The organism is Novosphingobium sp. HNCC26DJ243, assembly GCF_057180545.1.
Genome location: NZ_JBXUGN010000002.1, coordinates 317,765 through 344,325, shown reverse-complemented (window position 1 = coordinate 344,325; position 26,561 = coordinate 317,765). Strand labels below are relative to the sequence as shown.

General features: G+C 65.5%; 25 protein-coding genes. 11 read left to right on the top strand and 14 right to left on the bottom strand.

Annotated elements, in window-relative coordinates; translation table 11 throughout:
• The first annotated feature begins 23 nt into the window (after window positions 1-23).
• The 3 genes from thrS (at window position 24) to AC2A04_RS09150 (ending at window position 3,850) form a co-directional block, all read left to right on the top strand.
• A complete protein-coding gene (thrS, locus tag AC2A04_RS09160) occupies window positions 24-2,015 on the top strand; it encodes a threonine--tRNA ligase (protein ID WP_484212017.1) in 1,992 nt (663 codons plus the stop codon).
• Between the two features lie 96 nt (window positions 2,016-2,111).
• Window positions 2,112-2,858: a TSUP family transporter gene (locus tag AC2A04_RS09155; RefSeq protein ID WP_484212016.1), complete on the top strand. Its 747-nt coding sequence runs from the start codon at window positions 2,112-2,114 to the stop codon at window positions 2,856-2,858.
• A gap of 50 nt (window positions 2,859-2,908) precedes the next feature.
• A complete protein-coding gene (locus tag AC2A04_RS09150; RefSeq protein ID WP_484212015.1) occupies window positions 2,909-3,850 on the top strand; it encodes a hypothetical protein in 942 nt (313 codons plus the stop codon).
• On the opposite strand, the gene AC2A04_RS09145 is transcribed toward AC2A04_RS09150, so the two are convergent.
• The 9 genes from AC2A04_RS09145 to AC2A04_RS09105 are packed head-to-tail and all read right to left on the bottom strand — an operon-like array spanning window position 3,847 to window position 10,203.
• Entirely contained in the window at window positions 3,847-4,209 is a 363-nt protein-coding gene (locus AC2A04_RS09145; protein ID WP_484212014.1) for a HesB/IscA family protein, read from the bottom strand. The two genes, AC2A04_RS09150 and AC2A04_RS09145, sit on opposite strands and share 4 nt — an antisense overlap.
• A 34-nt stretch (window positions 4,210-4,243) precedes the next feature.
• Window positions 4,244-4,732, bottom strand: a complete 489-nt coding sequence (locus AC2A04_RS09140; protein ID WP_484212013.1) for an SUF system Fe-S cluster assembly protein — start codon at window positions 4,730-4,732, stop codon at window positions 4,244-4,246.
• The gene (locus AC2A04_RS09135; protein WP_484212012.1) at window positions 4,729-5,940 is read right to left on the bottom strand and encodes a cysteine desulfurase; all 1,212 of its coding nucleotides are present in this window, start codon (window positions 5,938-5,940) and stop codon (window positions 4,729-4,731) included. Before AC2A04_RS09135 ends, AC2A04_RS09140 begins: the two co-directional genes overlap by 4 nt.
• Window positions 5,937-6,674: a SufD family Fe-S cluster assembly protein gene (locus AC2A04_RS09130; protein WP_484212011.1), complete on the bottom strand. Its 738-nt coding sequence runs from the start codon at window positions 6,672-6,674 to the stop codon at window positions 5,937-5,939. Before AC2A04_RS09130 ends, AC2A04_RS09135 begins: the two co-directional genes overlap by 4 nt.
• On the bottom strand, window positions 6,671-7,414 hold the full coding sequence (gene sufC / locus AC2A04_RS09125; RefSeq protein ID WP_484212010.1) for a Fe-S cluster assembly ATPase SufC: 744 nt from the start codon (window positions 7,412-7,414) through the stop codon (window positions 6,671-6,673). The genes AC2A04_RS09130 and sufC overlap by 4 nt, the downstream gene beginning before the upstream one ends.
• 11 nt (window positions 7,415-7,425) lie before the next feature.
• On the bottom strand, window positions 7,426-7,923 hold the full coding sequence (locus AC2A04_RS09120; RefSeq protein WP_484212009.1) for a DUF559 domain-containing protein: 498 nt from the start codon (window positions 7,921-7,923) through the stop codon (window positions 7,426-7,428).
• Window positions 7,920-8,297 carry a hypothetical protein gene (locus AC2A04_RS09115; RefSeq protein ID WP_484212008.1) on the bottom strand — a complete coding sequence of 126 codons (378 nt, stop codon included), beginning with the start codon at window positions 8,295-8,297 and terminating at the stop codon, window positions 7,920-7,922. The genes AC2A04_RS09120 and AC2A04_RS09115 overlap by 4 nt, the downstream gene beginning before the upstream one ends.
• Window positions 8,294-9,775, bottom strand: a complete 1,482-nt coding sequence (gene sufB, locus AC2A04_RS09110; protein ID WP_484212007.1) for a Fe-S cluster assembly protein SufB — start codon at window positions 9,773-9,775, stop codon at window positions 8,294-8,296. The genes AC2A04_RS09115 and sufB overlap by 4 nt, the downstream gene beginning before the upstream one ends.
• Window positions 9,772-10,203: an SUF system Fe-S cluster assembly regulator gene (locus AC2A04_RS09105; protein WP_484212006.1), complete on the bottom strand. Its 432-nt coding sequence runs from the start codon at window positions 10,201-10,203 to the stop codon at window positions 9,772-9,774. Before AC2A04_RS09105 ends, sufB begins: the two co-directional genes overlap by 4 nt.
• 432 nt (window positions 10,204-10,635) lie before the next feature.
• Here AC2A04_RS09105 and AC2A04_RS09100 point away from each other — a divergent pair, with 432 nt between their 5' ends.
• From AC2A04_RS09100 to AC2A04_RS09090, 3 genes are all read left to right on the top strand, one after another.
• Window positions 10,636-11,685 (top strand): quinone-dependent dihydroorotate dehydrogenase, encoded by a 1,050-nt coding sequence (locus AC2A04_RS09100; RefSeq protein WP_484212005.1) that lies wholly within the window; start codon window positions 10,636-10,638, stop codon window positions 11,683-11,685.
• A 10-nt stretch (window positions 11,686-11,695) separates the two neighbouring features.
• Complete coding sequence (gene ggt / locus AC2A04_RS09095) at window positions 11,696-13,447, top strand: gamma-glutamyltransferase (RefSeq protein ID WP_484212004.1); 1,752 nt, start codon at window positions 11,696-11,698, stop codon at window positions 13,445-13,447.
• Between the two features lie 99 nt (window positions 13,448-13,546).
• The gene (locus tag AC2A04_RS09090) at window positions 13,547-15,364 is read left to right on the top strand and encodes an AMP-dependent synthetase/ligase (RefSeq protein ID WP_484212003.1); all 1,818 of its coding nucleotides are present in this window, start codon (window positions 13,547-13,549) and stop codon (window positions 15,362-15,364) included.
• Window positions 15,365-15,392: 28 nt separating this feature from the next.
• Here the strand turns inward: AC2A04_RS09090 and AC2A04_RS09085 are convergent, their stop codons facing one another.
• The 3 genes from AC2A04_RS09085 to AC2A04_RS09075 form a co-directional block, all read right to left on the bottom strand.
• Window positions 15,393-16,145, bottom strand: a complete 753-nt coding sequence (locus tag AC2A04_RS09085) for a LytR/AlgR family response regulator transcription factor (protein WP_484212002.1) — start codon at window positions 16,143-16,145, stop codon at window positions 15,393-15,395.
• Complete coding sequence (locus AC2A04_RS09080) at window positions 16,139-17,974, bottom strand: sensor histidine kinase (RefSeq protein ID WP_484212001.1); 1,836 nt, start codon at window positions 17,972-17,974, stop codon at window positions 16,139-16,141. The genes AC2A04_RS09085 and AC2A04_RS09080 overlap by 7 nt, the downstream gene beginning before the upstream one ends.
• Before the next feature lie 73 nt (window positions 17,975-18,047).
• Window positions 18,048-19,571 carry a fumarate hydratase gene (locus tag AC2A04_RS09075; protein WP_484212000.1) on the bottom strand — a complete coding sequence of 508 codons (1,524 nt, stop codon included), beginning with the start codon at window positions 19,569-19,571 and terminating at the stop codon, window positions 18,048-18,050.
• Window positions 19,572-19,739: 168 nt separating this feature from the next.
• On the opposite strand from AC2A04_RS09075, the gene AC2A04_RS09070 reads away from it, so the two are divergent.
• Genes AC2A04_RS09070 through AC2A04_RS09050 form a run of 5 tightly spaced genes read left to right on the top strand, consistent with a single transcriptional unit; the run spans window position 19,740 to window position 24,830 of the window.
• A complete protein-coding gene (locus AC2A04_RS09070; RefSeq protein WP_484212248.1) occupies window positions 19,740-20,333 on the top strand; it encodes a protein-L-isoaspartate O-methyltransferase family protein in 594 nt (197 codons plus the stop codon).
• On the top strand, window positions 20,321-21,811 hold the full coding sequence (locus AC2A04_RS09065; RefSeq protein WP_484211999.1) for a TolC family outer membrane protein: 1,491 nt from the start codon (window positions 20,321-20,323) through the stop codon (window positions 21,809-21,811). Before AC2A04_RS09070 ends, AC2A04_RS09065 begins: the two co-directional genes overlap by 13 nt.
• Before the next feature lie 54 nt (window positions 21,812-21,865).
• On the top strand, window positions 21,866-22,291 hold the full coding sequence (locus AC2A04_RS09060; protein WP_484211998.1) for a DUF2497 domain-containing protein: 426 nt from the start codon (window positions 21,866-21,868) through the stop codon (window positions 22,289-22,291).
• A 44-nt stretch (window positions 22,292-22,335) separates the two neighbouring features.
• Window positions 22,336-24,423, top strand: coding sequence for a S9 family peptidase (locus AC2A04_RS09055; RefSeq protein WP_484211997.1), 2,088 nt, complete (start codon window positions 22,336-22,338; stop codon window positions 24,421-24,423).
• Window positions 24,420-24,830, top strand: coding sequence for a (2Fe-2S) ferredoxin domain-containing protein (locus AC2A04_RS09050; protein WP_484211996.1), 411 nt, complete (start codon window positions 24,420-24,422; stop codon window positions 24,828-24,830). Before AC2A04_RS09055 ends, AC2A04_RS09050 begins: the two co-directional genes overlap by 4 nt.
• Here AC2A04_RS09050 and AC2A04_RS09045 read toward each other — a convergent pair.
• Both AC2A04_RS09045 and AC2A04_RS09040 read right to left on the bottom strand, forming a co-directional pair.
• Window positions 24,799-25,680, bottom strand: coding sequence for an NAD(P)H-hydrate dehydratase (locus AC2A04_RS09045; RefSeq protein WP_484211995.1), 882 nt, complete (start codon window positions 25,678-25,680; stop codon window positions 24,799-24,801). The two genes, AC2A04_RS09050 and AC2A04_RS09045, sit on opposite strands and share 32 nt — an antisense overlap.
• Window positions 25,673-26,464 (bottom strand): histidine phosphatase family protein, encoded by a 792-nt coding sequence (locus AC2A04_RS09040; RefSeq protein WP_484211994.1) that lies wholly within the window; start codon window positions 26,462-26,464, stop codon window positions 25,673-25,675. Before AC2A04_RS09040 ends, AC2A04_RS09045 begins: the two co-directional genes overlap by 8 nt.
• Window positions 26,465-26,561: the final 97 nt, after the last annotated feature.

The following is a 26,561-nucleotide window of genomic DNA, read 5'->3' as shown; positions in this document are numbered from 1 at the left end:
TCCCGATGGCCAAGAGAGTCCCGATGTCCGAGCTGCTCAAGATCACCCTGCCCGATGGCTCGTCACGTGAGGTTGCGCCCGGCACTACTCCGGCCGACATTGCCGCTGCGATCGGACCCGGCCTTGCCAAGGCGGCGCTGGCGGCAAAGGTCGACGGCGAACTGGTCGACCTTTCGCGCCCGTTCACGACTGACGCACATCTGGCGCTGGTGACCGCCAAGGACGAGGCCGAAGCGCTCGACCTTGCCCGGCACGATTTTGCGCACATCATGGCCGAAGCGGTGCAAACGCTGTTTCCGGGCACGCAGATCACCTTTGGCCCGAGCACCGACGACGGTTTCTACTACGACTTCGCGCCAAAAGACCGGCCCTTCACCGATGAAGACCTGCCCGCGATCGAGGCGCAGATGCGCAAGATCATCGCCGCCAACAAGCCGCTGCGCCGCGAGGAGTGGAGCCGCGAACAGCTGATTTCGCGCTGGAAGCAGCAGGGCGAGAGCTTCAAGGCCGAATGGGCGGCGGAACTGCCGGGCGACGAGCCGCTGACCGTCTACTGGTCGGGCGACGACTGGCTGGACATGTGCCGGGGGCCGCACCTGCCCTCCACCGGCAAGCTCGATCCCAATGCCTTCAAGCTGACGCGCGTTTCGGGCGCCTATTGGCGTGGTGACCAGAACAACGCGATGCTGAGCCGCGTCTACGGCACCGGCTGGCTCAACAAGAAGCAACTTGATGCACACCTGACGCGTCTTGAAGAAGCCGCCAAGCGCGACCATCGCAAGCTCGGCAACGAGATGGACCTGTTCCATCTCCAGGCCGAAGCCCATGGCTCGGTGTTCTGGCACCCCAAGGGCTACCTGATCTGGCGCGAGCTTGAGGCCTACATGCGCCGCGCGATCGATGGCGCGGGCTATCGCGAGGTCAAGACCCCGCAGGTAATGGACGCGCGCCAGTGGGAGCAGTCCGGCCATTGGGGCAAGTACCGCGAAAACATGTTCGTCATTCCCGACGAGGTCCCCAACGTCGACGATGAAGGCCCGGTGATCTCGGGCGAGGCCGACTGGATGGCCCTCAAGCCGATGAACTGCCCGGCCCACGTGCTGATCTTCCGCCAGGGCCTCAAGTCCTATCGCGATCTGCCGCTGCGCCTGTACGAGAACGGCTGCTGCCACCGCAACGAGCCGCACGGCGCGCTGCACGGGCTGATGCGCGTACGCCAGTTCACACAGGACGATGCGCACATCTTCTGCCGCGAAGACCAGATCGTCGCCGAAGTGCAGGCGTTCTGCGAACTGGCCGACCGCATCTACAAGGACTTCGGCTTCACTTATTCGATCAAGCTGGCGCTGCGCCCGGAAAAGCGCTTCGGCACCGAGGAGATGTGGGACAAGGCCGAGGCCGAACTGCGCGCCGCCGTGGTACGCGCAGGCTTGGCGACCGAGGAATACGGCTGGGAGGAGCTTCCCGGCGAAGGCGCGTTCTATGCGCCCAAGCTGGAATGGCACCTGACCGACGCGATCGGCCGCACCTGGCAGGTCGGCACGATCCAGTCGGACCGCGTTCTGCCCGAACGCCTCGATGCAAACTACGTTGGCGAGGATGGCGAGAAGCACCGCCCGGTCATGCTGCACCGCGCGATCTTCGGCAGCTACGAACGCTTCATCGGCATCCTGATCGAGCACTTCGCCGGTCGCTTGCCGGTGTGGCTGGCCCCGGTGCAGGCCGTGGTCGCGACCATCGTCTCTGATGCAGACGACTACGCAAAGGACGCGCTGTCGAGACTCAAGGCGGCGGGCATCCGCACCGAGACTGACCTGCGCAACGAGAAGATCAATTACAAGGTGCGCGAACACTCGCTCCAGAAGGTCCCGTACCTGCTGGTGGTGGGCAAGCGCGAGGCCGAGGAAGGCACCGTGGCGATCCGCATCCTCGGGCAACAGCACCAGAAGGTCATGCCCTTGGACGAGGCGATCTCGCTGCTGCGCGGCGAGGCGCTGGCGCCGGACTTGCGGTGATTTCGGCGCAGGTGCTTCGGCAGGCACACCACGAACGGGTCCCGGTGATCGCCATTACCAAGCTCCGTTCGTCCTGAGCCTGTCGAAGGACGCGCGATGCTTCTTGGCATCCCCATTCTTTCCCTCGCCCTCTGCGCGCTGGCGGCTTTAGTGGCCGCTTTCGTCCGGGGCCTTGCCGGGTTCGGGATGGCAATCCTCCTGGTGCCGCTCATCGGACTGGTGATTGCGCCGGGCGAGGCCGTGGTCGTGTCCAACATGCTGGGCCTGCTGATCGGCATGGTCGGCGCTCGCAAGGTGTGGCGGGAAGGCGAGACGAGCGCGGGCGTGATCGGCGTCCTGGCGATGCTTGTCACGCCGCTCGGCTTGCTGGCGCTGTTCGCGACGCCTCCGGGGATCGCGCGCGTGGTGATCGCGCTCGTGGCGATCGCGGCCTTCCTGCTCATGCTGCTGCCACCAAGGGCGGGACATGCGCCGGGAACTGCCGAAACCTGGCTCACCGGTGCGGCGACGGGCGTTCTCACGGGATTTGCGGGAATGCCGGGGCCGCCGGTCGTGCCCTATTACCTGCGCCGCCCGATCCCGCGCGCGGTCGCGCGGGCCTCGATGCAGACGGTGTTCCTGCTGACCTCTGTTACAGGCACGGTAGCCGCTTTGGCACTGGGGCTGGCCAGTTGGCGCGACGCGCTGTTCGCGTTGCTCCTGTTCGGGCCGGTGCTGGCGGGCAACCATCTGGGCGCAAAGGCCTTCGGAAAGGTGAGCGATGCCGCATGGCGGGGCTTCGTCGGTTTCCTGCTGGCGATGTCTGCGCTGATGGCGGTCGTACGGCTGATAACGTCAAATTAAGCGGTTTCCCTTAGGTCCGTTCGGAATTGGACGCATGAGGGACTTACGCCATGACCCTGCAATTCCGCGCCTTGGCCGCGCAAGCAGCCGCCGACGGTGCAATTACCGCAGAGGAAATCCTCGCCTTGCGCCAGACCGCATGGCCCGATGGCAGGATCGATCCGGAAGAGGCCGAGGCGATCTTCATCCTCAACGACCAGATTGGAGAACCGACGCGCGAGTGGTCTGACTTCTTCGTGGAAGCGCTGGTCGCATTCGTGGTCGATGGCACCGAACCGCGCGGGCACGTCTCGGACGACAACGCGCGGTGGCTAATCGAGCGGGTCTCGCACGATGGCAAGGTCGGCAGCCTGACTGAGCTGGAACTCATGGTGCGCGTTCTGGAAAAGGCACTTTCCGCCCCTGATGCGCTGCGCCATTTCGTGCTGGAGCAGGTCGAGCGCGCCGCGCTGACCGGCGAGGGCCCCACCCGCGATGGCGGCGCGCTTCGCCCCGGTTGCATCACTGTTGCCGAATGCGCGCTCATCCGCCGCACGATCTTTGCTTCGGGCGGCGATCGTCCGGCGGGAGTGAGCCGGCTCGAAGCCGAGATGCTGTTCCGCCTCAAGGACGCGGCGCTGGGGGCAGACAATGCGCCCGAATGGCAGCGTCTGTTCGTGCAGGGCGTGGGCAATTATCTGCAAGGCTGGAGCGGCGCGACCGGCCTGACGCGTGAGCGGGCGGGTGAACTGGAAACGTTCATGAACAACCGCGACAGTCACGTCGGGCGATTCTTCGGGCGAATGGCGCGCACGAACACCACGGGATTTGCGCAAGCGCTGCGGGAGGTCGGATTTGGCCGCAAGCAGCCGGAACGCAATACCGCGACCGAAGCCGCGCAGGATCACGCCGTGACCGATGCCGAGAAGCTGTGGCTCGAAGCGCGGCTTGACGCGGACGGGCAAACCGATCCGCTTGAGCAGGCGCTTCTCGACTTTCTGGCGGAAGGTTAAACCGTAAAGCTCTCGCCGCAGCCGCAACTGCCTTTGGCGTTGGGGTTCTGGAAGACGAATCCGGCGGTGAAATCGTCCTCCTGCCAATCCATCGTGCTGCCGATGAGGTACAGCACCGAGGCGCTGTCGATGAAGAACAGGCCGCCGGGTGTTTCGATGCGTTCGTCAAGCGGGTTCGCCTCCGTCACGTAGTCGACCGAGTAGGCAAGACCCGAGCAGCCGCGACGCGGCGTAGACAGCTTCACCCCGATCGCATCGGCAGGCGCGTCGGCCATCAGCTTGGCCACGCGCGCCTCGGCCGAGGCCGTGAGGATGACGGCGGCGGGGCGCGGACGGCGGACTTTTGTTTCGGTGGTCATGGTCACACCTATATGGGGCCTGATTCGGAAATTGTCAGAGCATGCCCAGTTCGAGCTTGGCTTCATCGCTCATTTTCTGCGGGTCCCACGGTGGATCCCAGACGAGATTGACCTCGGCATCGCGCACACCAGGCACCGCGCTGACGCGCAGTTCGACTTCCGCAGGCATGGATTCGGCCACGGGGCAGTGCGGCGTGGTCAGCGTCATGGTCACGGCGACATGGGCGTCGTCGGCCACCTCGACGCCATAGATAAGGCCAAGATCGTAGATGTTGACGGGGATTTCCGGGTCGAAAATCTCCTTGAGCGCCGTGATCACGCCTTCGTAAATGTCGCTACCGGGCTCGCCTGCGCCGACGCCTTCCGGCTTGGCCGCGAGAAAGCCCTCGAGATAGTCGCGCTTGCGCTCGAGCTTCTCGGCGGGCGTCTCGGCCGGCTCGGGAATGTCGTCAACCCGTGCGCGGCGCGGTGCGTTCACCTCGGCCACTTCCTCCACGGCGAATTTGGGATCGTTTTCACTCATCCAAAGATCCTCTTGGTCCTTTCGATCCCGCGCACGAGCGCGGCGATATCGCTTTCATCGCTGTAGATGCCGAAGCTGGCGCGCGCCGTGGCGGGAATGCCAAGGTGCTCCATCAGCGGCTGGGCGCAGTGGTGACCTGCGCGGATTGCCACGCCTTCCTCGTCGAGGATCGTGCCCAGATCGTGCGGGTGCACGCCTTCCATCGAAAAGCTGACGATCCCGGCACTGTCCTCCGGCCCGTAGAGACGCACCGAGTTCATCCCCCGCAGCGCCTCGCGCGCCTTGGCGACGAGCGTGGTCTCATGGGCGTGGATGGCACCAAGGCCGATGCCGGTCACGAAATCTGCCGAAGCACCAAAGCCGATGGCCTCGACGATCGCAGGCGTGCCTGCCTCGAATCGCTGCGGCGCGGGGGCATAGGTCGTCTTTTCAAAACTGACCCGATCGATCATCGCCCCGCCGCCCTGCCACGGCGGCATGGCATCGAGGATCTCCGGCTTCGCCCAGAGCGCGCCGATCCCCGTAGGGCCATAGAGCTTGTGCGCGGAGAAGACGTAGAAATCGGCGTCGAGCGCCTGCACATCGACCGCAATGCGCGCGACCGACTGGCAGCCGTCAAGCAGGATCCTGGCGCCGACGCCGTGGGCGAGACTGACCGCACGCGGCGCATCGAGGACCGAGCCGAGCACGTTCGAGACATGCGCGAAGGCCACCAGCTTGTGCGCGGGGGTCAGCATGCGTTCGGCGGCGTCGAGATCGATCCGGCCATCCTCGGTCAGAGGGCAGACGTCGATATCCACGCCGGTCCGGTCGCGCAGCAACTGCCATGGCACGATGTTGGAATGATGTTCGAGCTGCGAGAGCAGGATGCGGTCACCCGCCTTGAGATTGACCTGACCCCAGGTCTGGGCGACGAGATTGATCGCCTCGGTCGCGCCGCGCGTGAACACAAGTTCGCTCTCGCTGCCGCCGATCAGCGCGGCGACCTTGCGGCGCGCAGCCTCGAAGGCGAGCGTCATGTCGGCCGAGCGAGCATAGACGCCGCGATGGACGGTGGCATAGTTCGCGCCGAGCGCAGCGGTCATCGCATCGATCACCACTTGCGGCTTCTGCGCGGTGGCGGCGGTATCGAGGTAATGCCAGCGGCTCCCGTCCGGGTTGACGAGGCCGGGCCAGACCGCCTCGCGCGTAAGCGTGGCGGTCGTCACAGGATCGCCTCCAACGCTGCCAGCGCCGCCTCGGTCAGGGCTTCCTCATCCGCCGCGCCGACGAAAGCTTCGGCGATGAAAGCCTGCAACATGAGCTTCTTGGCCTGCGCCGGGGTAAGGCCGCGCTGGGCGAGATAGAACAGGCCCTGCGGATCGAGTTCGCCAACCGCGCAGCCGTGCGCGCACTTGACGTCATCGGCGTAGATTTCGAGCTCGGGGCGGGCATTGGCCGTGGCGGTGCGATCGAGCAGCATCGCGCGGATCGATTGCGAGCCGTCGGTGCCGATGGCCCCGCGCGCCACGGCAACCTTGCCAAGATAGGTGCCGGTGGCATGGCCGCCAAGGACCGAACGCACGATCTGGTCAGATACGGCGTCGGGTTCGGCATGGGTGACTTCGGTGACGATCTCGACGGTCTGGTTGGCGCCTGCGATCTGCGCCGCGCCGAGGTGGAACCTCGCAGCCTTGCCCAGCGTGACGCTGACCGAGATCCGGCCATAGGCCGAGCCTGCGTTGAGCAGGTGCAGGTCAAAGGACGCGCCATCATCGAGCGTGACCACGATGTCGCGCGCATCGGCTGTCGCGCCGTCGAGCACCAGTGCCAGCGCGCCGGTCTCCCCCGCAGGCACATGGATCGCCTGCGTCGCCAGAGGCCAGAGCGCTTCGAGCGAGGCGAGGTCCGCATAGCGGAACGCCTCTTGCCTGCGGGTGGGAAGGGCCAGCGTATCGGTCACGCCGCGACCGCCTCGTAGCCCTGCTCTTCGAGTTCGAGCGCGAGTTCTGCGCCGCCGGTGCGAACGATGCGGCCACCGGCCAGCACGTGGACGTAATCGGGCTTCACGTAATCGAGCAGGCGCTGATAGTGGGTGATCAGCAGAACTGCCTTGTCAGGCTTGCGCATGATTGCATTGATGCCCTCGCCGCAGATGCGCAGCGCGTCGATGTCGAGGCCGGAATCGGTCTCGTCGAGGATCGCCAGCTTGGGATCGAGGATACCCATCTGGACCATCTCGGCGCGCTTCTTTTCGCCGCCCGAAAAGCCGACGTTCACCGGGCGCTTGAGCATGTCCATGTCCATGCGCAGGAGTCCTGCCTTCTCCTTGGCCAGCTTGAGGAATTCACCGCCCGAGAGCGGGGCTTCCCCGCGCACCTTGCGTTGCGCGTTGGCAGCTTCGCGCAGGAACTGGACGAAGGAAACGCCGGGGATCTCGACCGGGTACTGGAAGCCGAGGAAAAGGCCTGCCGCGGCGCGCTCGTGCGGCTCCATCTCGAGCAGGTCTGCGCCGTCGAAGCTGACGCTGCCGCCGGTCACGTCATAGCCCGGACGTCCGCCCAGCGTGTAGCCGAGCGTCGATTTGCCGGCGCCGTTCGGCCCCATGATCGCGTGGATTTCGCCCGCGTTGATGGTGAGCGACAGGCCCTTGAGGATCGGCTTGTCGGCGACGGTGGCGGAGAGGTTTTCGATTGTCAGCATGGGTTTCTCGCTTAGCGCCGGGGCGCACCGTAGGAGCGGCTCGCAGGCCGGGCCGGGCGCGACTGGGCGCGCAGGGAATCGTAGCGGGCCTTCATCCGGTCGACCGTGGTGCGGGCGGCACCGGCGGGGTCGGCCAGGACTTCGTCCGCAGTGAAGCGGATCACCTCGATGCCGACTTCGATCAGGCTCTTGTCGCGGCGATGCTCGATCTCGGGGGCGACATCGCCCTCGGCAATCAGCACGACCAGCTTGAGCGGCTGGCAGGCAAACGCCGCGATGGCCGAGCCGATCACGGCGTAGGGCTTGGGCTTGTACTTGCCGAGGTCCTCGTGCGCGAGTTCGGCCGAAAGCGCGTCATGCGCTGGGCTGGGGTTGCGGCGCAGTTCGCGCGCCAGCTCGTGGATCGCATCGAGACGCGATTCCGCGATGGCCCAGCCACGCCCCTTCTTCTGAAGCTTTGGCGCTTCCTCGCGCTCTTCCAGCGGGCGCAGGGACAGGGTCTTCTTCATTTGTCGTCCCTCTTGGGGTTGGCGCAATTGGCGAGGAAATCGGCGCGTGCCTCGTCGAACAGGTCGCGCCAGGCACGTTCGATCGCTCGGGCATCGTCAAGCTGCTTCTGTCGCGCATCGACCTGCAGCAGCGCGGTGTCAGAACTCGCCTGTCCGGCCGGGGTGATGGCAGCCGGCATCACCAGCAGCGCCGCTCGTTCAGCCGCGATCGCACGCTGCTCGGCGTAAGCGGCTGCGGCAAACTGGGTGCGGCGGTGCGGCTCGCCCTTGATCATGCTGCGAATCTCGGCGCGGTCACACGTTTTCACCGCCTCGATCACCGGCGAAGCATCGGGCACGTCGACCGCCAACGCCAGAAGCGGCAGGGCGATCATCCCACGCTCCCTTCGAGGCTGATGCCGAGCAGCTTCTGCGCCTCGACCGCGAATTCCATCGGCAATTGCTGCAGTACTTCGCGGGCGAAGCCGTTGACGATCAGGGCGACGGCGCTTTCCTGATCGAGGCCTCGCTGCATTGCGTAGTAAAGCTGGTCGTCGCTGATCTTCGAGGTGGTTGCCTCATGTTCGATCGTCGCGGTGGGGTTGCGCACTTCGATATAGGGCACCGTATGCGCGCCGCACTCGGCACCCAGCAGCAGGCTGTCGCACTGGGTGAAGTTGCGCACGCCATCTGCGCCCGGCGCCACGCGGACGAGGCCGCGATAGGTGTTGTTGCTCTTCCCCGCCGAAATTCCCTTGGACACGATGGTCGAGCGGGTGCGCTTGCCGTTGTGGATCATCTTGGTGCCAGTATCGGCCTGCTGATGATTGTTGGTGACGGCGACCGAATAGAATTCGCCGACCGAATCTTCGCCGTTGAGCACGCACGAGGGATATTTCCACGTGATCGCCGAGCCGGTCTCGACCTGCGTCCACGAAACCTTGGACCGCGCGCCCTGGCACAGCGCACGTTTGGTCACGAAGTTGTAGATGCCGCCAAGGCCCTCGGCGTTGCCGGGATACCAGTTCTGCACCGTGGAATACTTGATCTCGGCATCGTCCATCGCGACGAGTTCGACCACGGCGGCGTGAAGCTGGTTCTCGTCGCGTTGCGGCGCGGTGCAGCCTTCGAGGTAGGAGACGTAGGCACCCTTGTCGGCTACGATCAACGTGCGTTCGAACTGGCCGGTGTTCTCCGCATTGATGCGGAAATAGGTGGAAAGCTCCATCGGGCAGCGCACGCCTTCGGGAATGTAGACGAAGGTGCCGTCCGAAAAGACCGCGCAGTTCAGAGCCGCGAAATAGTTGTCGTGCATCGGCACGACCTTGCCCAGCCACTTCTTCACCAGATCCGGGTATTCGCGGATCGCTTCGGAGATGGAGCGGAAAATGACGCCGGCGGATTCGAGTTCCTTGCGGAAGGTGGTTGCCACCGACACGCTGTCGAACACGGCGTCCACGGCAACCTTTCGCGCACCCTCGACGCCAGCGAGCACCTTCTGCTCCTCGAGCGGGATGCCGAGCTTTTCGTAGATGCGCAGGATTTCCGGATCGACCTCGTCGAGACTGCCCAGCTTGGGCTTCGTCTTGGGTGCGGCCCAGTAATAGGCGTCCTGATAGTCGATCGGCGGAACGTTGAGCTTGGCCCAGTCGGGCGTCGGCATGGTCAGCCAATGGCGATAGGCCTTGAGCCGCCATTCGAGCATCCACTCAGGCTCGTCCTTCTTGGCCGAGATATAGCGAACGGTGTCCTCGTTCAGGCCCTTGGGTCCGTATTCCTGCTCGATATCCGAGGACCAGCCATGCTCGTAGTCGGCAACCCTGGCGGCGGCGTCGTGCGCAGCCTGGTCCTTGATCTGTACGTTCTCGTTCATGCAAGCACCTCCGCCGCTGGGGCAACCGGGCGGGACAACTGGGTAAGCGGAATACCGGCCAGCGCGCCGCGCAACGCGGCATCGACCGCGGGCCAGTGCGGACGGATCGAGCACGCCGCTTCCAGCGTGCAATCGTGGCGCCCATGCTCGCTGCACGGGGTGAGTGCAATAGGGCCTTCAACCGCCTCGACGATATCGGCCAGCGTGATCGCGGCGGCAGGGCGGGCAAGCTTGAGCCCGCCATGCGCACCGCGCACCGATTTGAGCAATCCGGCGGCGGACAGCTTGCTCACGAGCTTCTGGACCGTCGGGGCAGGAAGCCCGGTTTCGTCAGCCAATTGCTGGGCGCAAACGCGGGCCTGCCCGCAATGGCGCGCGGCGGCACTCATCGTCACGACGGCATAGTCGGCCATGCTCGAAAGGCGCATCGTCTGAGCTTCCCGGGAGGGTCTGAAAAAGAAATCAGACCGAATCACTCCGGTTATCTAGGCGCAGGTGGTGTGCGATACAAGGAGCAAGGGCATGACCCTGAGGGCAGGCCAAAAAAAGGGCGGCTGAGCCCCCGCAGGGTCAACAGCCGCCTTTAAGTCGAGAACCCGATACATCGCTGCACCGAGCCCTTCGGGTCGCAGGAGTCAGCTACGCAGTTGTGCGTGCGGTGAATTGTATGGATTCGACAAAATCGGTGGCAATCGGGCAACATCAGGGTTCAAATCGATTACAATTGCTGTCAGATTCGAGAAGATCGGACTTGGCCTTCGCTTCCGCTGGGGGCAAGAGGAGTTCAAACGCGGTACTGGCAGCTTCTGTGGAGCAACTGCCGCGAATCAATCAGCTTTCTGATCCGGAACCGATTGCCTGTGACCGCCTTTTCCCTGTTGCGCCCTTTGCTCTTCCGCATTCCTGCAGAACCCGCCCACCGCCTGACGATCAAGGCGCTGGGACTGATGCATTCAGGCAACCGTGCGGCACCCACGCCAAGTCTGGCGCAGCGCATCGGCGGCATCGCCTTTCCCAATCCGGTCGGTATGGCGCCCGGCTTTGACAAAAACGCTGAAGTGCCCGACGCCATGCTAGGTCTGGGATTCGGCGCTGTCGAGGTGGGTACGGTCACGCCCCTGCCACAGGAGGGCAATCCGCGCCCAAGGCTGTTCCGCCTGACCGAAGACCGCGCCGTGATCAACCGCATGGGCTTCAACAATGAAGGCGCGCAGGCCGTCACCAACCGCCTCGTGCGCCGGCGTGAAACGGGTGCGCACGGGCTACCCGGCATTGTCGGCGTAAACATCGGCGCGAACAAGGATTCGCCCGACCGGATTGCCGACTATGCTCAGATGACGCGGATCATGGCACCGCTGGCATCGTACCTGACGGTAAACATCTCTTCGCCCAACACGCCGGGCCTGCGCGCACTGCAGGACGAAGGCGCGCTTTCGGCGCTGCTCGACGCCGTGTGCGAGGCGCGCGGCAACATCAACACACCGGTGTTCCTCAAGCTCGCGCCTGATCTGGAGCCAGCTGACATCGACGGGATCTGCCGCATTGCGCTGGAAAAGAAGCTTGCCGCGCTGATCGTGTCGAACACCACGGTTACCCGCCCGAACCTTCGCTCGGCCCACGCTACCGAAGCGGGCGGTCTTTCGGGCGAGCCCTTGCGCGAGCTGGCGCTGCAGCGGCTGCGCGATTTCCGCAAGGCGAGCGGCGGGGCGATCCCGCTGATCGGTGTCGGCGGCATCGCCACGGTAGACGATGCCTGGGCCCGCATCCGGGCAGGTGCCAGCCTGATCCAGATCTACAGTGCGATGGTCTATGAAGGACCGGGCCTTGCCAGACGGCTGGTTTCCGGACTTGAAAGAAAGGTGCGCGAGGCGGGTCTCACTTCCATTGCGGAGGCCGTCGGCAGCGAATAACCTGGGGCCCATGGACTTCCTGCGCCCGCTTCGCTTCTTCCCAATCGCCGCAGCCCTGCTGGCCAGTGCCTGCGTCCCGCCGCCGGGCGCGCCGCTGCCCGCGCCGCCACCGCCTCATGCCACGACAGAGGGCGTGCCGGAGGACAGCCCGGGTCTGGTCTCTGCCGCCGATCCGCGCGCGGCCGATGCAGGCGCGCAAATGCTGCGGCTGGGCGGCAGCGCGACCGATGCCGCGATCGCGACGATGCTTGCGCTGACCGTGGTCGAGCCGCAGAGTTCGGGGATAGGCGGCGGCGGGTTCCTCGTGACGGGCGACGCCGCAGGCCGCGTCGAAACGATCGACGGCCGCGAGACCGCGCCAAAAGCCGCAGGACCCCAGTGGTTCTATGCGGCGGGCAAGCCGCTTTCCTATGGCGACGCCATCCCCGGCGGGCGCAGCGTGGGCGTCCCGGGCAATGTCCGGCTGGCGGCGCTGGCACATAACAAGCACGGCAAGCTTTCGTGGCGTACGCTGTTCCAGCCCGCGATCCGCCTGGCGCGCGAGGGCTATGCGATCACGCCCCGAATGCGCGCATCGCTCGCTGGCGCTTCGCGCACCGGCGCTTACGATCCGGCAGCACGGGCCCTCTTCTATGGAGTGGATGGGCAGCCCCTGCCAGTGGGGACCGTGGTCAGGAACCCGACGCTGGCAGCGACGCTGGAAAGCATTGCCGCGCGCGGGGCAGACAGCTTCTACAGCGGCGACAATGCAACGACGATCGCTGCCAAGGTCGGCACAGCGCCCACAAATCCCGCGCCGATGACTACGGCTGACATCGCGGCCTACAAGGCCGTGGAAAGGCCAGCGGTCTGCGGCGACTATCGCGGCTATCGCGTCTGCGGCATGGGGCCGCCGTCCTCGGGCGCGACCACCGTCTTTGCCATCCTCAAGCAGCTTGAGCGCTTCGACATGAAGACGCTCGGGCCCGCGAACGCAACTTCCTGGCACCTGATCGCCGAAGCACAGCGCCTCGCCTATGCCGACCGCGACCAGTATCTGGCCGATTCCGATTTCGTGAGCGTGCCGGTGACCGGCCTTGTCGACCCTGCTTACCTGGCAAGGCGATCGGCGCTGATTTCTGCCGACGCGACTATGCCCACCGCAATGCCGGGGACGCCGCCGGGAGCGAAAATCGCCCTCGCGCCAGCCTTGGCGCAGGAGGAACACGGCACCACGCACTTCGTCGCGGTCGATCGCTGGGGCAATGCCGCCAGCTACACGTCGACCGTCGAGGGGCCGTTCGGATCGGGACTGATGGTGGGCGGCTATTACCTCAACAACCAGCTGACCGACTTCAATATCATGCCCGACAAGGACGGAAAGCCGACCGCCAACCGGGTGGAAGGCGGCAAGCGTCCGCGCAGTTCAATGTCTCCGACGCTGGTCTACGGTCCGGACGGCAAGCTGCGGCTGGCGATTGGCGCAGCCGGTGGCTCGACGATCCCGGCGCAGGTCGCCAAGGCGATCATCGGCGTGCTCGACTGGGGGCTTTCAGCGCGCGACGCGATCGCGAGCCCCACGATCTTCGCGCCGGGCGGCGATGTAGTATTCGTGGAACAAGGCACCATGCTCGAGGCGATGATCCCGCAGTTGCAGAAGCTGGGGCACGCAAAGGTCATCGCGCGCAGCCCCTCGTTCAAGGCCAACGCCATTGAACACATCGGGGGCATGTGGCGCGGCGCTGCCGATCCCCGCAGCGAAGGTGCCTCTGTCGCGCCCTGACCTGTTGCCGTAACGGAACTGCGCCACTAGGTTCGGGTGAAACGAACGGGAGCCGGACATTGCGCCGGCATCCCGGAATCCCGGGCCGAGGAACGATACGTGCAGCTTTCCGACTTTGCAGAGTTTCCCAATCTCGTCGCGATGTTCCTCGATCGCGCAGCCACGCGCGGCGACAGCCCGTTCCTCTGGGCCAAGCGCGAAGGACAATGGCATTCGCAAAGCTGGGCGCAAGCGGCGCAGAAGGTCTGCCTGCTTGCCGAGAACCTGCGGGCATTGGGGCTGAACCCCGGCGACCGCGTTGCACTCGTATCGGAAAACCGGCCGGAGTGGGCCATCGCTGACCTTGCGATCATGGCAGCGGGGCTGGTGACCGTGCCGACCTACATCACCAATACCGAACGCGATCACCTGCATATCCTCGAAAACTCGGGCGCACGGGCAGTGATCGTCTCGACCTCGAAGCTGTCGGCCCCGCTGTTGCCCGCCGCGCTCTCGGCGCCTTGTGTCGAGCACGTGATCGGTATCGAGCCGCTGCGGCAGATGCAGGCTGGCAAGCTTGCGTTCCACGACTGGGGCACGATGACCAGCGGCGATGCTGTGGCAGCGCGGCGCGCGGTCGATCAGCGGCTGGTGGCGATGGGCCGCAACGACCTTGCCTGCCTGATCTACACCAGCGGCACCGGCGGTTCCCCGCGCGGGGTTCGGCTGCACCACGGATCGATCCTGTGCAATGTCGATGGCGCGGCGCGAATCCTTGCCGAAGATTTCGGCTGGGGCGAGGAAGTGTTTCTCTCGTTCCTGCCGCTCAGCCACGCCTACGAGCATACCGGCGGGCAATACCTGCCGATCGGCATGGGCGCGCAGATCTACTATTCCGAGGGCCTCGAAAAGCTCGCTTCCAACATCGAGGAAGTGCGCCCGACGATCATGGTGGTGGTACCGCGCCTGTTCGAAGTCCTGCGCACGCGGATCATGAAGCAGGTCGAAAAGCAGGGCAAGCTGGCCAACTACCTGATGGATCGCGCGCTGGGCATCGGCACGCGCAAGGCAGCGGGAAGGAAACGTCTGATCGATGCGCCGATGAGCCTGATCCTCGAACGCACGTTGCGCCCGAAGATCCGAGCGCGCTTTGGCGGGCGAATGAAGGCGATGGTCTCGGGAGGGGCGCCGCTCAACCCCGAGGTCGGCGTGTTCTTCGACGCGATGGGCCTGACCATGCTGCAGGGCTATGGCCAGACCGAAGCGGGGCCGGTGATCTCGTGCAACCGCCCGAAGGTCGGCCTCAGGATGGACACGGTCGGCCCGCCGATGCGCGGGGTCGAAGTGAAGATTGCCGAGGACGGCGAGATTCTCGTGCGCGGCGAACTGGTGATGCATGGCTACTGGCACAATGATGCCGAGACCGCGCGCGCCATTCCCAAGGACGGGCCGAACGCGGGCTGGCTTCATACGGGCGACATCGGGCATCTGGATGACAGGGGCCGGATCGTCATCACCGACCGCAAGAAGGACATGATCGTCAACGACAAGGGCGACAACGTCTCACCCCAGAAGATCGAAGGCATGCTCACGCTGCAGCCCGAAATTGCGCAGGCGATGGTGAGCGGCGACAAGCGGCCTTACATCGTCGGCCTGATCGTGCCCGATCCCGAGTGGGCGCTGGAATGGTCCCGCAAGCAAGGCGAACACTTCGATTTCAAGGAATTGCAGGACCTGCCCGCGTTCAAGAGCGCCATTCGCGCGGCGGTGGACCGAGTGAACAAGGACCTGTCAGTGATTGAAAAGGTCCGCCAGTTCGCCTTTGCCGACGAGGCGTTCGGGATCGACAACGAGGAAATGACGCCGAGCCTCAAGATCCGCCGGCACAAGATCCGCGAGCGCTACGGCGCGCGGGTGGATGCGCTGTACAAGGCGTAAGCATGTTCCCCTGCGGGGAGGTTGACGATCACCGCCCCGCCATCGCCTTGACCCGTGCCAGATAAGTGCGGCCGATGCGCTGGACCGAACCGTCGACAAGTTCTGCCGACCAGACGCCGAGGCCGTCGTGCTTCAAGCCCGCAATACGGTCGCGGCGCACGATGGACGAACGGTGCAGGCGGATGAAGCATTCGGGATCGAGCCGCGCCTCGAGCCCCGCGATCGTGTGGAGCATCATGTAGCTGCGGCTTCCGACGTGCAGGCGGACGTAATCGCGCTCGGCGTCGATCCGTTCGAGATCGGCGGCGGCGACGCGGATCAGTTCCGAGCGATGCGGGACCCAGAATTCCTCGATCCATTCGCTGGCAGGCTTTTCGGGCGTGAGCGAGGGTTCGGCGGGTGCGGCACGACGGACCTGCGCGCGTTCGACCGCGCGTTCCAGCCGCTCCTGCGCAACCGGCTTGAGGACATAGTCGACCGCATCGCAATCGAATGCTTCGACCGCGAAATCATCGTGCGCGGTGACGAAAACGACGGCAGGGCGATTGGGCTGGCCCGACAGCGCGCGAGCAACGCCGAGGCCATCGACTTCCGGCATCGTCATGTCGAGCAGGACGAGATCGGGCGTCAGCGCCTCGATCAGGCGCAGCGCCGCCGCGCCGTCGCTGGCCGTGCCGACCACCTGGAGCGCGGGGATGCGCGAGCACAGGATCTGCATGCGCTCGACGGCCAGCGGTTCATCGTCAACGATCAGCGTGCGCAAGACATTCCCCCTCAACATTCATTTCGCACGACCGGCAGTGTCAGCACCGTCGCATATCCACCCGCCGGCAGCGGGCCGCTTTCGACCCTTGCCACGTCTTCGCCGAAGCGCGCGGCAAGACGGCTGCGCACGTTGGCAAGGCCGATGCCCGTGCCGCCATCGACGAAGCCCTCGCCCGGGCCGTCGTCGGAGACCGACAGGATCAGGAAGCCACCTGCCTCGCGCGCGGAAATGCGGATCGTGACAGGGCGGATCGTGGTCGAGACGGCATACTTGATCGAGTTCTCTACCAGCGGCTGCAGGATCATGCCGGGCACGCACGCGCTCATCAGATCCTCGGGAATATCGAATTCGCACTTGAGCCGCTCGGGGAAGCGCACCGCCTCGATATCAAGATAGTGGCGCTGCAGCGCGATTTCGTCCTCGAGCGGCATGTCGGAGGTCGGGTCGCCCGCGAGGCTGTGGCGGTAGAAGCGCGAAATCGACTGGATCATGCGCTCTGCCTGCTCACTGCGCCCGACCATGACGAGCGCGGACAGCGAATTCAATGTGTTGAACAGGAAATGCGGGTTTACCTGATAGCGAAGCGAGCGCAGTTCGGCCGCCTTGGCTGCGCGGGCATAAAGGCCTTCGCGATATTCGGCGGCACGCAGCTGCTCGCCATTGCCCAGCGCAAGATAGAGCGCGGCCCAGGCGATCAGCAGGAAGTAGCGCCCCAGCGCGACATCGGTCAGCTGCCGCCACAGGCCTTCGCTTTCCATCGACTTGCGGATGATCGTCACGTGATCGGGTCCGCGCAGGTCTTCGGTGACGACATCGGACGGCGATGGCTCGGGCGCGTCGGGCGTGGTCGCCCTGGCGGGCTTGGCACGCTCGACCCTTGTGGCAATCTCGGCGCGCAACCGCGCCAGCGCCTGTGAATCGCGCAGTGCTTCGGCGGCAGCACGCTGTGCGGCAGCGCGCGCCTTGCGCACCTCGGCAGACGAGACTGCCGGTGGGGCGGGCGGCGCAGGCGGTGTGCCAGCCTCGGGCGGCTCGGGCGGTTCTGCAGCCTCGGGTGGTTCGATCGGCTCAACCGACTGGACCTCGTCATCGGCATCGCTGCGGATCAGGTAACCGCCGGTGCGTACTTCGGACGTGCCATCGGCGAAGCGACGCACATGGAGACCCGGCTGGGTGATGACCATGCTGCCGTCCTCGTTCTCGACGATCTTCGTGTTCTTCAGCGCCTCGACCGCCGCGCGATCGCCGAGCGCCTCGAGCTCGGCGATGGTTTCCTCGTCGAGCACCGGCTCGGGCGATGCCGTCGGCTTCGCGCGGGGGGCCGGGGCCGCCTTGGGGGCAGGGGGCGGCACTGGCGGAAGCGGCGGGACGATGCCTTCGTCGAGCACGTCGACCAGCACGTTGCCCGCCATGTCGTGGCGGATCTGGACGTTTGGCGCATCGTCCTCGCCACGCACGGTCACCTGCCCGGTGGTCTGCGAATCCGCATCTTCCTGCGAAATCCGCTCGATCATCCGCTGCTCGACCGGGGCAAAGGCCCACTGGTTGATGGCAGCAAGCGCCAGCGCGGCAGGAAGCATGATGACGAGCGCGGCGGCAATGCGCACGGCAAGCGAACGACCGTCAAACCGGCGCAGCAATGGCCAGCAGGCGACCGTGACGACGATCCCCGCCACAGTGACCGCGCCGCGCCGCCAGAGCAGATCGCCGAAATCGCCCAGTTCGACGACGAGGCCGCGCACGGTAATCAGCAGGAAATAGCACAGCCACAGCGCGCAGGCGGACAGCACGACCTGCCGCGCCGGCACGCGCGGGATGCCCGGATCGATGGTGTCCAACGTCATGTCAGGCAGCTTAGACGCGAACGGCCCGACGCACCATAACGGTGGTCGGGCCGGATATGCGGTTTATCGACGATCAGGCTGGAAGCAGGCCCTCGTCCGCTATCTTCTTCTTCCACACCAGTGGAGCGAGCTGGTGGACATTGTTGCCCTCGCTGTCGACGGCGACGGTGACCGGCATGTCCTCGACCGTGAATTCGTAGATCGCTTCCATGCCGAGGTCTTCGAAGCCGACGACCTTGGCCTGCTTGATCGCGCGGGCGACGAGATAGGCTGCGCCTCCGACGGCCATGAGATAGGCCGACTTGTGCGCGGCAATGGATTTGGTTGCAGCCGGACCGCGCTCGGCCTTGCCGACGCTGGCGAGCAGGCCGAGGTCGAGCATCAGGTCGGAGAAGCTGTCCATGCGGGTGGCGGTAGTGGGGCCAGCCGGGCCAACCACTTCCTCGCGAACCGGATCGACCGGGCCGACGTAGTAGATCACGCGGCCTTTGAAATCGACGGGCAGTTCCTCGCCTTTCGCCAGCATGTCCTTGATGCGCTTGTGCGCGGCGTCGCGACCGGTGAGCATCTTGCCGTTGAGCAGCAGGCGGTCGCCCTGCTTCCAGCCCTGTACTTCTTCAGCCGTCAGCGTGTCGAGGTTGACGCGCTTGGCGGCGCTGTCGGGCGCCCAGTGGACCTGCGGCCATTCATCGAGCTTGGGACGTTCGAGATAGCTCGGGCCCGAACCGTCGAGCGTGAAGTGCGCATGGCGGGTGGCGGCGCAATTGGGGATCATCGCCACTGGCTTGCCCGCGGCATGGCATGGTGCGTCCATGATCTTGACGTCGAGGATGGTGGAGAGCCCGCCCAGCCCCTGCGCGCCGATGCCCAGCGCGTTGACCTTGTCGAAGATCTCGATGCGCATGCGCTCGATATCGGTCTGCGGCCCGCGCAACTTGAGCTGCGCCATGTCGATCGGTTCCATCAGCGCCTTCTTGGCGAGCAGGACGCAGTGTTCCGCCGTGCCGCCGATGCCGATGCCGAGCATACCGGGAGGGCACCAGCCAGCGCCCATCTGCGGCAGCATCTCGATCACCCAATCGACGATCGAATCGCTGGGGTTCATCATCTTGAACTTGGACTTGTTTTCCGAGCCGCCGCCCTTGGCCGCGACATCGACGGTCACCTTGCTGCCCTTGACCATCTCGACATGCAGCACGCAGGGCGTGTTGTCGCGGGTGTTGCGGCGGGTAAACGCGGGGTCGGCAAGGACCGAGGCGCGCAGCTTGTTGTCGGCGTTGTTGTAGGCGCGGCGCACGCCTTCATCGACGACGTCCTGCAGCGACATCTCCGATTCGAGCCGACAATCCTGGCCCCATTCGATGAAGACGTTGACGATGCCGGTGTCCTGGCAGATCGGGCGATGCCCTTCGGCGCACATGCGGCTGTTGGTAAGGATCTGCGCGATGGCGTCCTTTGCGGCCGGGCCCTGTTCAGCCTCGTAGGCGTCACCCAGTGCGCGGATGTAGTCCATCGGATGGAAATAGCTGATGTACTGCAGCGCATCCGCCACGCTCTCGATCAGGTCCGCTTCCTTGATCGTGACCATTTCCGCCATGTTGCCGACTCCCTCCGATGCCAGTGACCTTGCGGAACGCCCTTACGCGGCAATTTGCGACAAGCAAACATCTTGGAAACGGCAGGTCGATAATCTACAGGCACTTGGCACACAGAAATGGCCGTCCCCTGCAAAGGGAACACCGGCCCCGTGATCATGAGGGTTTCGATGACCGTGGTTGAAGACCGTCCGGCTGCTGACGAGATGCTCGTTGCGCGCCGCGCGATGATCGATAGCCAGCTTCGCGTGACCGGCGTCAATTCGCCGGCAATCCTTGCCGCGTTCAACGCCGTGGCGCGCGAGGAGTTTGTCCCCGCCGAACGCCGCGCAGTCGCCTATGCAGACCGTGCGGTCCCGCTTGGCGATGGCAAGGTGCTCTCGCCTGCGCTGACCTACGGGCAGATGCTCGAGGCTGCGGCCCTTACCGCCGATGACAACGTCCTCGTAATCTCGGGCAACGGCTATCTTGCCGCACTGGCGGGCCATGTTTGCGGCAATGTCGCGCGGACCGAAAGCCTCGCCGCTGCAGCGAGCGGGCCGTTCACGGCAGTGCTGATCGATGGCGCGGCCGAAGTGCTGCCCGAAGCGATCGCCGCCCTGCTGGCGGATGATGGCCGGGTGGTGACTGGTCTGCTCGAGCGTGGCGTGACGCGCCTTGCCGTGGCGCGCAAGGCCGCGGGCAAGGTCATCCCGACCGCGCTTGCCGAAGCAGACTTTGCAATCCTGCCGGAATTCACTGCACCGAAGACATGGAGCTTCTGAGGCCCATGCCACTGGTGCCCATGCGTTTGGTGAAAACGTCGCGCCTCCTGCTGACGGCAAGCGCCGCCATTGCCCTTGCCGTACCTGCTCAGGCAGACGACCTGCGCGAGGCGCTGACCAGCGCGTACAACACCAATCCCACGTTGCAGGCGGCGCGGGCCAACCAGCGCGCGACCGACGAAGGCGTGCCGCTGGCGCGGTCAAACGCCCTTCCCAGCCTTTCTGGCAGCGCCAGCTACACCGAATTTCTCAAGAAGACGCCGAACGCCTTCACCGCGCCCGACCGCGCGCTTTCTGCCGATCTCAGCCTTGGCGTGCCGGTCTATGCCGGCGGCGCGGTCAAGAATTCGATCCGCGCCGCGCGCACCCGCGTCGAGGCGGGGCAGGAAGACCTGCGCGCCACCGAATCGGGCGTCTTTTCGCAGGTCGTGGCCGCCTATATGGACGTGATCCGCGACAGTGCGATCGTCGGCCTCAACCGCAACAACGTCGAAGTGCTCGAGGTCAACCTCAAGGCGACGAGCGACCGCTTCGAGATCGGCGACCTGACCCGCACCGACGTCGCCCAGTCGAACTCGCGCCTTGCACTGGCCCGTGGCGACTTGCGCAACGCCGAGGTCAACCTCGTCGCAAGCCGCGAGCGCTACATCCAGGTGGTAGGCAAGGCGCCTGTCGATCTCCAGCCGCCGCCGCCGCTGCCGGGCCTGCCCGCCACGCCCGACGAGGCGGTGAACTTTGCGCTCGAAAACAACCCCGACCTTCTGGCTTCGCGCGAGCGGAGCAAGGCAGCCGGTTTCGACGTACGCGTGGCCGATGCCGCCAAGCTGCCCACCGTCTCGCTGTTCGGCGGGGGCAACTACACCGATTACTTCAATACGCTCGGCGGTTCATCGTCGGCGGCATTCGCGCAGCACCAGAGCACGGCCCAGGCCGGTGTGCGCGTTTCGATCCCGCTGTACCAAGGCGGCGCGCCAGCCGCTCAAACCCGCCAGGCCCAGGCGCGCGAAAGCGCCACGCTCGAGCAGGAAATTGCGGTCGAACGCGACGTGATCGCCTCGGTGCGCTCGTCCTTTGCGTCCTACCGGGCCGCGAACGACATCATTGCTATGAATCAGACCGCGGTGGACGCCGCGGCCTTGAGCCTTGAGGGCGTGCGCGCGGAGAACACCGTGGGCAATCGCACCATCCTCAACATCCTCGATGCCGAGCAGGAACTGCTGCGTGCGCAAGTCCAGCTCGTGGCGGCGCGGCGCAATGCCTATGTCGCCGGGTTCAACCTGCTGGCGGCGATGGGCAATGCCGATGCGCGCGATATCGGGCTCGACGGCGGCGCGCTCTACGATCCGCAGGTCAACTTCGACCGCGTGAAGAACCGCATCTTCGACTGGGACCGCGATCCCGATCCGAAGCCGGTCTCCACACGCACCGTTGACACGCCCGCGCAGGATGCGACAATCGCACCCACGCCGCGTCCTTAAGAGAATCGGCGCCAGGGCTTTACGCCAAGGGGTTTATGGGGGTCAGGAATTTCGATGCGTCAGGCCGGTGAACCGTCTGTCGAGGAAATCCTCGAATCGATCAAGAAGGTCATCGCGCGCGACAATCGCGCCGAAGCCCAGACCCGTGCGCGCGCTGAAACCGCACCCCGCCCCGCCCCGCGCCCTGCTGAAGTCCTCGAACTGACCGAAGCCGCCGAGGAAGACGAGCCCGCCGAGGAGCATGGCCTGATCGCCGATGCGGCCACCGCCTCGATGCGTGAATCGCTGGCAGCGCTCTCGATGCTCTCGCAGCCGGGCATGGCGCCGCAGATCGTGCGTTCGGGTGAGACCTCGCTCGAAGGGCTCGTCCGCGACATGCTCAAGCCGATGCTGGCCGACTGGCTGGAAAAGAACCTGCCGGCAATGGTCGAGAAGATGGTCTCGGCCGAGATTGCAAGGATCGCCGGGAAGCGCGGCTGATTTTGCGGTTTGCGCCGGGGGTTTGAGGCGCTAATCCGGTTTCCATGAAAACTTGTCCGTTGCTCGCGGCGACCGCGTTCGCCGTCGCTTTCACTGCTCCCGCGCTCGCTCAGCAGGCCGCTCCGCTCTCCCCGCAGGACCTCGTCACGCTGCCCCGGCTTGGCGGGACGGCGATATCGGCCGATGGGGCCCAAGCGGCCTACATCCTGACCACGACCGATCCGGTCAGCTTCAAGCGTACGCCATCCTTGTGGGTGAAGCCGACCGCCAAGGGCGAGGCGCGCCGGATCGACATCGGCGGCAGCGTGAGCGATCCCGCATTCGGTCCGGACGGTTCGGTCTACTTGCTGTCCGACCGCAAGGTGGGCGAGAGCGAAAAGACGCAAGTATGGAAGGTCGATCCGGCCAGCGGCGTGCTGACGCAAGTGACGGCCTTTGCCACCGACGTTTCGGGCTTCGAGATTTCGCCCGATGGCAAGCGCATCGCGGTGTGGGGCGATATCGCCCGCACCTGCCCGACTTTCGGCTGCGAGAGCGATGGCAATACCGCCCTGCCCGGCCCCGGCACCGGCCGACACTATACCGACGGCGCGGGCTTCGTGCGGCACTGGGATCAATGGGAAACACCGGGCAACTACAGCCGCGTGTTCGTCTTCGACCTGGGCGCAGACGGCAAGGCTTCGGGCAATGGCGTGGCGCTTGACGGACCAGTCGGCACCTTGACCGGCGACAGCCCCGGCAAGCCCTTCGGCGGAGGGGAGGACGTGGCCTGGGCCGCTGATTCCAGATCGGTATTCTTCGTGGCGCGTCAGGCTGACCGCAACGAGCCGAACTCGACCAATCTCGACGTGTGGCAATCGCAGCTCGACGGCGCGCCGCCGGTGAAGCTGACGGCGGGCAACAAGGCCACCGACAACACGCCCGCCCCCTCGCCCGATGGGAAGTGGCTGGCCTATGCGGCCATGGCGCGGCCCACGTATGAAGCCGACCGGCTGGTGGTAAACCTGATCAACCTGAAGAGCGGCGAGCGGCGCGAGCTGACCGGCGCCTGGGATCGCTCGGTAGCGTCGCTGACCTGGACGCCCGATAGCAAGGCCCTGATCGCCACCGCCGAGGACGTGCTCGATACGCCCGCGTTCCGCATCGATCCGATGAGCGGCAAGGTCACGCGGTTGGTACTGAACCCCAGGCGCGAAGGGCATATCGGTGCCGTTGTCCCGCTCAAGGACGGGCGCATGGCCTTCACGCGCGATTCGCTCGATGCTCCGGCAGAACTCTACATCGGCAAGCCCGGCAAGGCCGGGACGCCGCTGACCGACGTGGCCAGCACCGCGCTTTCCGCGCGCGCACCTGTCGTCACCCAGCGATTCAGTTTCAAGGGCGCCGACGGCGATACCGTGTGGGGGCAGATCACCAAGCCTTCATGGGTCAAGGGCAAGATGCCATCGGTCCTGTTCGTCCACGGCGGGCCGCAAGGGTCGTACAACGACAGCTGGTCCAACCGCTGGAACCCGCGCGTCTGGGCCAGCCAGGGCTACGCGATCGTCTCGGTCGATTTCCACGGCTCCACCGGGTACGGCCAGAAGTTCACCGACGGCATCAACCGCGAATGGGGCGGCAAGCCACTGGAAGACCTCCAGAAGGGCTTTGCCGCCGCGATCGCGCTCGACCCGCAGATCGATGGCGACAATGCCTGCGCGGCAGGCGCGTCCTACGGCGGCTACATGATGAACTGGATCGCAGGCAACTGGCCGGACCGCTTCAAGTGTCTGGTCCAGCATGACGGTGTGTTCGATGCGCGCGCCATGGCCTACGAAACCGAGGAACTGTGGTTCGACGAGTGGGAACACGGCGGGCATCCCTATTACGAGGCGCCCGAAGAGTTCGAGAAGTGGAACCCCGTCAATCACGTGGCCAAGTGGAAGACGCCGATGCTGGTGATCACCAGCGAGAAGGACTTCCGCATCCCGTACACGCAGGGACTGGCTGCCTTCACTGCGCTGCAGCGCCGGGGCATTCCGTCCGAACTGCTGGTCTTTCCCGATGAGAACCACTGGGTGCTGAAAGCGAAGAACTCGCTGCAGTGGCACCAGACCTCGTTCAAGTGGCTGGAGCGCTGGCTCAAGCCATGATCGCGACGCAGGAAGGCATTGAACAGGCAGAGCGCGCGCTGGAACTGCTGGGCGGCTTCAATCCGCAACGCCACATCCTTTTGTGCGCGGGGCCGGAGAAGGACAAGTGTGCCCCGCGCGAGGTCGGCGATGCGGCGTGGAACTATCTCAAGAAGCGGCTCGGCGAACTGAAGCTTGGCGGCGCGCAAGGCGTGTTGCGCAACAAGGTCGGTTGCCTGCGCGTGTGTCTCGTCGGCCCGGTGGCGGTCGTCTACCCGGACAACGTCTGGTACCATTCGTGCACGCCGCCGGTGCTCGAACGGATCATCCAGGAGCACGTGATCGGCGGGGTTCCGGTCGAGGAATTCCGGCTGAGGCCACCTGCGGGCGCCGAGCCTACCCCGCTCGTTGCATCACCTGCGGGATGAAGGCGAGCAGTTCGCTGGCAAGGAAGCCGAGCGGGCCGATCGATTCGGCGCAGCGCCGTCCGGCCTCGCCATGGAGCCAGACCGACCAGAGCGCGGCGGTCAATGGCGGCGTGCCGCGCGCGATCAAGGCTCCGGCTATGCCCGCCATGACATCGCCCGAGCCGCCTGTGGCCAGCCCGACATTGCCGCCGCTGTAACCAAAGACCTGTCCATCGGGCGAGGCAACCAGGCTGACCGCGCCTTTCAGCACGACGATCGCACCATAGCGTGCGGCACATTCGCGCACGGCGGCTTCGCGGTCCTGCTCGATCAGGGGGGCATCGCGCTCAAGCATCGCCGCGATCTCTCCGATATGCGGCGTAAGCACGGCAGGGGTTGTCCGGCGACGCAGCGCCTGCAGGTTCTGCCCAAGTGCCATCAGCGCCGCAGCATCGACGACCACGCCGATACCGCCGGCCTGCGCGAGAACCGACCGGGTGAGCCTTGCGCCCTGATCGGCGCAGCCCATCGCCGGACCGACGACGACCGCGTCCGCCTTGGCAATGAATGGGTCGAGCCGCGCCTGACCGGCGTCGATCTCGCCCTCGCCATTGGCCTTGAGCGGAAGGACGGCGATCTCGGGCAGGAACGCGCCAAGCGTTACGGCAGCGGCTTCGATCGTGGCGACCTGCACCTTGCCCGCGCCTGCCCGGAGGGCCGCCTCGGCCGTAAGGCGAACCCCGCCCGGGACGGTCAGGCAACCACCGACCACCACTACGCGGCCACGCGCATTCTTGTCGGCCTGCTCATCGGGCTGGGGCAGCGGATTGGCGCGGAGCCAGGCACCGTCGAGCGTAGCGGTATTACCCACGGGCGGCCACCATCTGATCTGGCGCACGCGTCGCCTCGGTGCCCTCGCGCGTCATCGGCGCAACGACGTTGTAGCGTTCGAGCACGAGCGCGCCATCGCCATTGGCCGACGGGTCCCAGCGGTATTGCGTGACCGCGCAGTTGGCGACATCGGCCTGCTTGTCGATCGCCAGGATTTCCGCCTCTGTCATGTGTTCGATGATGTAGCGCAGGCACAGGACGACCACCTGATGCGCCACGATCATGACGCGCTTTCCGGCATAGTGCAGCGAAACGGTATCAAGCAGGGCGCGCAGGCGGAAAATCACGTCGACCCAGCTCTCGCCGCCGGGCGGGCGATGGTAGAACTTGCCCAGCACCTTGCGGAACTGCGCCTGTTCGGGCTGGAAATGGTGGATGCCGCTGGTGGTCAATCCATCGAGCACGCCGAACTCCTTCTCGCGCAGGCGCTCGTCGATGCAGATGCGCAAGGCCGGATCACAACCGCCGGCCTCGCGGAACAGTTCGGCGGTTTCGATGGCGCGGACATAGGTGCTGGCAAGGATCACCTCGGGCCTTGCGCCTTCTTCACCGCTGGCAAACCAGTGGCCGAGCGCGCGGGCCTGTTCGCGGCCCAGTGCCGACAGTGGAACATCGACATCGCGGTGATCGAGCGCAATCCGATGCAGCCCCCGCGCCTGCGCCTCGTCACGCGCGACGTTGCCGGCGCTCTGGCCGTGGCGGATCAGCCAGAGCGTGCTGGGCCAGCGAAGATGCGAGGAAGAACGGTATTCGCGATCGGTCATATGCTCCCAACCCGCGAGAGGCGTTCACCGTTCCGCAAGGAGCTCCGGAACCCCTTATCAATCAGGGGATTATGGGGGCAAGCACCATCCACAAAGG